The organism is Psychrobacter sp. 78a-MNA-CIBAN-0178, from assembly GCF_040309625.1.
In the GTDB taxonomy this organism is placed as follows: Bacteria; Pseudomonadota; Gammaproteobacteria; order Pseudomonadales; family Moraxellaceae; genus Psychrobacter; species Psychrobacter okhotskensis.
Window position 1 is genome coordinate 1 of the sequence record NZ_JBEOOZ010000049.1, and the last position, 6,130, is coordinate 6,130.

Below are 6,130 nucleotides of genomic sequence, written 5' to 3' on the forward strand. Positions count from 1 at the left end.
TGTAAAAGAGCCAGAAAAGATGAGATTACAAGCTGCTTAATTGGGCTTGATGGTGACAACTACCTTGAAAAACTCCGCTATTTATTGATTCCTATGACTGGGTCATGGTGCCCAATATCTATGGCATGAGTCAGTTTGCCGATGGTGGTCTTATGGCGACTAAGCCGTATATCAGTGGTAGTAATTATATTAATAAAATGAGTGATTATCCCGTCAAATCCAAAGGCGAGACATTAGAATGGGCGGCGATATGGGATGGCTTGTTTTGGCGCTTTATGCATGTCCATCGTGACTTTTTTGAAAAGAATCCGCGTATTGGTATGCTACTATCGATGTGGGATAAGATGGATAAAGCTCAACAAAAAGAGCATCTAAAAAATGCTAATGATTTCTTAAAAAAACTTGATAAAGAAGCTTAAGCTAGTATCTATAAAATAACACTTGCAATAAAAAATAAAGTATAAAACTATAAAGGATATTTATGTTTACCGAATTCAAAGCCAGCGGCGCCTCAAGTACCAATAAAATTCCAACGCCAAAGATCATCTTTTTTGATATTGATGATACGCTAAGTCGTGCAGGAATTATCGCAGAACACAATCAAGCCACTTTAGAAACCTTAGCCGACAGCGATGTTAAATTAGTCATCTCCACAGGTCGCTCAAAAGCCATATTACCGCCTGACATTTTAGCGTTACTAGAGGCAAATGTCCTCGACGCTATTATCTGTATGAATGGTCAATATAGCTTTGATAACCATAGCAGAATCAGTCACTATCCATTATCAGATATGCAAACGGCTAAAATTGTGCAGCTGTGTCAGGAGAGCAAACTCATTCATAAATTCGACTCTGCGACCCATATCGCATGGTCAGATGAAAACGATCGTCTGCGCGAGTTTAATGCGCGGACGCCGAACTCAATCGTTGATCCCTGTTATTACCAAAGTAATGAAGTCTATCAGTGCTCGGTATTTTTTAATAATCAGGTCGATAAAATGCAAGATATCGATTTTGCCTCGGATGGATTGAAATTAGTACATTGGCATCACATTGGCGCGGATATTCTACCGAGTGACGCCTCAAAAGCGCGTGGCATTCTCGATGTTTGTGAATATTATGGCATCGACGCTAGCGACTGCATGGCGTTTGGCGATGGCATGAATGATTTGGAGATGTTTGATTTGGTAGGCTTTGCCGTAGCGATGGGTGACGCGCAACCGGATTTGATTGCGCGTGCAGATTTTGTCACAGGCACGATTGAAGAGCGTGGTATTCAGTCGGTGCTTGAGCGTTTGGATCTAAGCTAAGCCTTATACAGTTTCAATTTCATAGTTATCTAAACTAACAATAGTAAGATGTTGCATAATACTGTATTTCAAAATTATTAAAGTCTCTGACTATTTTTATTGAAAGCTTTATTAAAAAATACTTACCTTTAATTTTGCTCTTCGTACGGAAATGGAAAGTACTGGCTGCACTCATCTTTATAACAACCAAAGCTATACTTAGAACCATCGCTGCATTCTACATAGCCATAAGCACCAGCATTTAAAGTAATCTCACAAATATTATTATGTATTTTGATATCTTTGAATGTCATATCACAAGTGGTTATAGAGTTCATGATATAAATATCTCTATCAGACTCTTGTGTGACCAATGATAAGATATACTTTAAATCTTTGTGGGTTAGCGACCATAAAATACCATTGTCTGTTACATCGCCTTTAATCGAGGTATCTGCATCAACACATACCGTCTCATAGACTTTATTGTTTTGCCCTTCTTCTTGGCAGGCAGTTGTATATATAGCTATAAATAGTATAACGACAACTTTATAGATATTTTTTGAGGCGATCATAAATGACTTCTCTTCACTAACATTTTTATCAGGCCACTTTTTATTCATTTCTAGATTGAAAGTTTTTAGTCCTAATTACGTACTAAATAATGAACAACGCAAGCAACCATTTTTAATCTGTTATATTGTTAACTTGCTTATTTAGCCACTTTTTTTCAAACATGACTAGGGGCTGTATAGGTTGAAATTTTAACCCGAAAAGAAAGACTCAACCCTTCGCTGCAATCAATCCATAAACCCAACCACCAATTTTATAAAACCCGACCATAATCAAAACAAGTACCACTGCCGCCAATATATAAGCCAGCCAGTTGGGCACACTACTCAACCAGCCAATCGTAAATGCCAAACCCATATAGGTCTCAACTGGCCAATTAATAATAGCGGTCGGTGAGCCCGCGTTAAACAGCGTCATAAAGGCGACGATACCAAGCACAGCCGTGATTATTGCAGCACGTTTACGATTATTCATCTCATTCCTCTTCTTAATTCAATCAAGTTGCTTATCAAGTGATTCATCTTTTAATTTTGAAAACCTATACATTTTTTAGTGTCTTAATCTATGCCACTAACCGCTTAAAGCATTGTTGATTCATCGTTGAGGCCTCGTTAAGGCATCGTCAAACCACCATCCACAGCAATGGATTGACCAGTAATAGCCGCACTCAAATCCGATGCCATGAGCAATACAGCATTGGCAAAGTCATCCACTGAGGTTGCTTGACGTAACGGTGTGGTGCTGGCGATATAATCAAATACTTCTTCGGTGGTTGAGCGGCTTGCGTCCGTGGTTTTAAGCAAGCCACCTGCCAACAAATTCACGCGGATACCATGTTGACCAAGCTCAGCGGCTAAATTACGCGTCAGTCCAATCAACGCCGATTTGGCAGTCGTATAGTCGTAATAAGTGACCACAGGATTATAAACAAGGTTGGTTGAGATATTGATAATCTTGCCCATTTTTTGCGTTTTCATTTGTGGTAGTACTGCTTGTACGGTATTAACTGCGCCTTTGACGATGCCATCCATTTGCTGGGAGAAGTGCGCCCATTTAACGGTTTCAATACTGGTATAGTCGGCACTAGGATTAAATTGGTAGCTTGGCAAGGCGTTATTGACCACTATGTCAATGCGCCCGTAGCGCGCAACGACCGCCTTTGCCAGCGCTTGTACTTGCTCAAGTTCAGTGACATTAGCTTGATAAGCAAATGCTTGCCCGCCAGCAGCGACGATGTCGGCAACGACTGCCTCAGCAGCCTCTTTACTATTGAGATAATTGACACAAATGCTTGCCCCTGCCGCTGCCATTTGCTGGGCAATTTGTGCGCCTAGTCCACGACTGGCACCAGTGACGATGGCGACTTTCTCAGGCAATAACGCCGGTATAACAGTGTTATTCTGGGTCATGATGTTGCATCCTTTATTATTATGGTATGGTTGGTCTATTCACGTTATTGAAAATACGGTATAAAAATAAACCAGCTCATCATAGCATGATTGCTTCCTTTGATTGCTTTACCTAGGCTGGGCTATTCTGACACTGCCTTCGACTTGTAAGGCATTGCCTATCGTAATGTCTATTCGCGATTGCCCTTTAAATTACTGGGTATAATAACCATAACAGGGCAACTATCGGTGCTGAGCCTGTAATCATTAGCCGCCTTTATTTATTTTTATCGATTTGCCTTACCTTTATCTAGGAGAGATATTTTGACTCATTTATCATCGCCCCATGCCACTGCCAACACAGCGGCGCGTAACGGTCGTTTAGTACCAAAAGCCTTATTAGCCATGGCAGTCGGCCTAGCACTGGCCAGCTGTAGCAACGCTGACAATGCCGCTGATGGCAACGCTACTGCTAGCAATGAGACGCTAAATCTGTATAACTGGTCAGAGTACATGCCGCAAGAGATTTTGGATGGCTTTGAAGAAGAGACGGGCATTTCGGTCAATTACACCACCTTTGACTCTAACGAAGCCATGTACGCCAAGCTCAAACTACTCGATGATTCTAGTCAGTATGACTTAGCGATTCCATCGACGTATTATGTCGAAAAAATGGCCAAAGAAGGGCTATTGCAAGAGCTTGATAAATCTAAACTGAGTAACTTTAAAAACCTCGATACCTCATTTACCAATACCAAGGTTGACCCTGAGAACAAATACTCAATTCCTTATATGTGGGGCAGCACTGGTTTGGCCATCAATGGCGATTCGGTCGATCCTGCGACGGTCAATAGCTGGAACGATCTGTGGAAACCTGAGTATAAAGGTCAAGTGATGCTGACCAATGATGTACGCGAAGTGTTTGGTATGGCGCTCCTCACCCTTGGCTATTCGGGTAACAGCAGCAATCCTGACGAGATCAAAGCCGCTTATGACAAGCTCACTACCTTGATGCCAAACGTCAAAACCTTTAACTCAGATGCGACACGCATGCCTTATATCGAAGGCGAAACGTCACTCGGTATGACGTGGAATGGCGAAGCCGTCATGGCCAATGACGAAGGCTTAACCAGCTTGGTCTATAAGTACCCAAGCGAGGGCGCGATACTCTGGATGGACAACTTTGTCATTCCGAAGAACGCCAAACAGGTGGATGCCGCGCACAAATTTATCGACTACCTACTGCGTCCTGAGAACGCCAAGATTGTCAGTGAAGAGATTGGTTATGCCTCGCCGAACTTGGCAGCGCGTGAGCTGATGGAGGAAAGCGTGCGTAATAACCCAACCATTTATCCTAGCAAAGAGGTGTTGGCCAAAGCTGAATTCCAAGAAGACGTCGGTGATGAAGCCCTGCAAGTGTACCAGCAGTATTGGGATAAGCTAAAAACGGGTCGTTAATACAGAAGGCTAGAAAAACACGCCCTAAAAATATTGTTTAAGTAAAAACGCTGACTTGTGAGAGTCAGCGTTTTTATTTGTTTTCTTCATAAATGTAAATCTGTCTCGCTGCCTTTATGCTCAATACGGCGCTGTTCACGGCGCTGATAACGCAGGCCAGAAGCAGCAAACCATTGCGGCTTGGTCTTTTGTAATAAATCACTTAATCGCTGCAACTGTACTTGCAGAGTTTGGGTCAACCAAAAATAGCCCTGCCACTCAAAACCTAAATTCTGCACGCTCGGATACTCTGATACCGCGATGCGAGTAATGGGGCGAAATACCTCATCGTTTGGGCTACGTAATACCGCAGCCATATGCTGCATTGCCTGCGTTAATTCGTGCTGATAATGGATAAGCAAAATATGATTTTCATCGTCAATCTCGATATTTGCCAAGCGCGGTGCGGCACTTAACAGCAAATCAATGGTACCGATAATATTACGATGGGTACGCTGAATGGTTTCTAGCGTTTCTTTATCAATGCCCGATTCACTGGCAGTCGCTGCGATATGCGGACGCACGGCAAGCAAGCGCTTATTAATCTTTTGTAACGCCTTCACCAAGGCTTTATTGACGGGTGTATCCGGTATAGAACTGCTCGATGGATAAATAATACTGGCTGAACTGGTCGCCTTACTATATTTAAACGGCTTGGGTACTAGTACATCGGCATCAATATGATTGCCCACTCCTGCATACAAATTGCTGCACGTCTCAAGATTGCTGGCCAACAAAAACCGCCACATCAACGTCGACTTCAGCGGTAAAATTAATGTTGCTGCGACCGCCACCCCTGCGCCAAGCAAAATATTAAACGCGCGATATAAGCCATCTTGGGCAATACTGCTGTGGTCAGGACTCGATACAATCATCAGCATGGTAATGCCTGTTAGCAGCCCAATATAACCCAATTGCTTGACCGCCACATAACCGATTATGCCACTGATAATGCCAATCAGCCCATAATACAACCACAGCCAACCACCGATATCTTTAATCAACCATAAGAAGCTAAGCCCGACCAACACTCCAAGCAAAGTACCCAATATCCGCTCTTTAGCCTTGGTATAAATCGCGCCCTGATATTGCAACAAACCCAAAATTACAAACACGGTAATGGTCGTCCACTCGCCATGTGGCAAGTGCGTAAACTCATTTAACAACAGTGCAATAAGTACGGCCACACCCAAACGTATGGCATGCAAAATATCCGCATGCTGGTAGCGGGCATAAGGCTCTACAAACGGTGCCGTAAATCGTTGCCAAAAAGTCGGTTTCACGCAGGGTATCTCTTATAATAAAGGCCTAGATTCAAATAAGAAGTGCAACGTTTTAAAAGAATGAGTTGAAGAGTAAGATGTGCCGTGTTGCATTTCAAACT

General features: G+C 42.8%; 7 protein-coding genes. 3 read left to right on the forward strand and 4 right to left on the reverse strand.

Annotation, left to right across the window (positions count from 1 at the left end):
- The first annotated feature begins 104 nt into the window (after positions 1–104).
- Together AAEY80_RS14020 and AAEY80_RS14025 are read left to right on the forward strand one after the other, a co-directional pair.
- Positions 105–419, forward strand: coding sequence for a hypothetical protein (locus tag AAEY80_RS14020; RefSeq protein WP_350588493.1), 315 nt, complete (start codon positions 105–107; stop codon positions 417–419).
- A gap of 62 nt (positions 420–481) precedes the next feature.
- Positions 482–1,309: a Cof-type HAD-IIB family hydrolase gene (locus AAEY80_RS14025; protein WP_201565559.1), complete on the forward strand. Its 828-nt coding sequence runs from the start codon at positions 482–484 to the stop codon at positions 1,307–1,309.
- Between the two features lie 128 nt (positions 1,310–1,437).
- On the opposite strand, the gene AAEY80_RS14030 is transcribed toward AAEY80_RS14025, so the two are convergent.
- The 3 genes from AAEY80_RS14030 to AAEY80_RS14040 all read right to left on the reverse strand — a co-directional run bounded on the left by AAEY80_RS14030 (position 1,438) and on the right by AAEY80_RS14040 (position 3,270).
- The gene (locus AAEY80_RS14030; RefSeq protein ID WP_156915617.1) at positions 1,438–1,863 is read right to left on the reverse strand and encodes a hypothetical protein; all 426 of its coding nucleotides are present in this window, start codon (positions 1,861–1,863) and stop codon (positions 1,438–1,440) included.
- Positions 1,864–2,071: 208 nt separating this feature from the next.
- On the reverse strand, positions 2,072–2,335 hold the full coding sequence (locus AAEY80_RS14035) for a hypothetical protein (RefSeq protein WP_201565561.1): 264 nt from the start codon (positions 2,333–2,335) through the stop codon (positions 2,072–2,074).
- A gap of 137 nt (positions 2,336–2,472) precedes the next feature.
- Positions 2,473–3,270, reverse strand: a complete 798-nt coding sequence (locus AAEY80_RS14040; RefSeq protein WP_051395094.1) for a 3-oxoacyl-ACP reductase — start codon at positions 3,268–3,270, stop codon at positions 2,473–2,475.
- A 303-nt stretch (positions 3,271–3,573) separates the two neighbouring features.
- On the opposite strand from AAEY80_RS14040, the gene AAEY80_RS14045 reads away from it, so the two are divergent.
- Positions 3,574–4,707, forward strand: a complete 1,134-nt coding sequence (locus tag AAEY80_RS14045) for an ABC transporter substrate-binding protein (protein WP_025652262.1) — start codon at positions 3,574–3,576, stop codon at positions 4,705–4,707.
- Between the two features lie 86 nt (positions 4,708–4,793).
- On the opposite strand, the gene AAEY80_RS14050 is transcribed toward AAEY80_RS14045, so the two are convergent.
- The gene (locus AAEY80_RS14050) at positions 4,794–6,029 is read right to left on the reverse strand and encodes an FUSC family protein (RefSeq protein ID WP_025652261.1); all 1,236 of its coding nucleotides are present in this window, start codon (positions 6,027–6,029) and stop codon (positions 4,794–4,796) included.
- Positions 6,030–6,130: the final 101 nt, after the last annotated feature.

Coding starts and splice junctions, on each gene's coding strand:
- AAEY80_RS14020 (WP_350588493.1), top strand. CDS start 105: ATGGTGCCCAATATCTATGGCATGAGTCAGTTTGCCGATGGTGGTCTT.
- AAEY80_RS14025 (WP_201565559.1), top strand. CDS start 482: ATGTTTACCGAATTCAAAGCCAGCGGCGCCTCAAGTACCAATAAAATT.
- AAEY80_RS14030 (WP_156915617.1), bottom strand. CDS start 1,863: ATGATCGCCTCAAAAAATATCTATAAAGTTGTCGTTATACTATTTATA.
- AAEY80_RS14035 (WP_201565561.1), bottom strand. CDS start 2,335: ATGAATAATCGTAAACGTGCTGCAATAATCACGGCTGTGCTTGGTATC.
- AAEY80_RS14040 (WP_051395094.1), bottom strand. CDS start 3,270: ATGACCCAGAATAACACTGTTATACCGGCGTTATTGCCTGAGAAAGTC.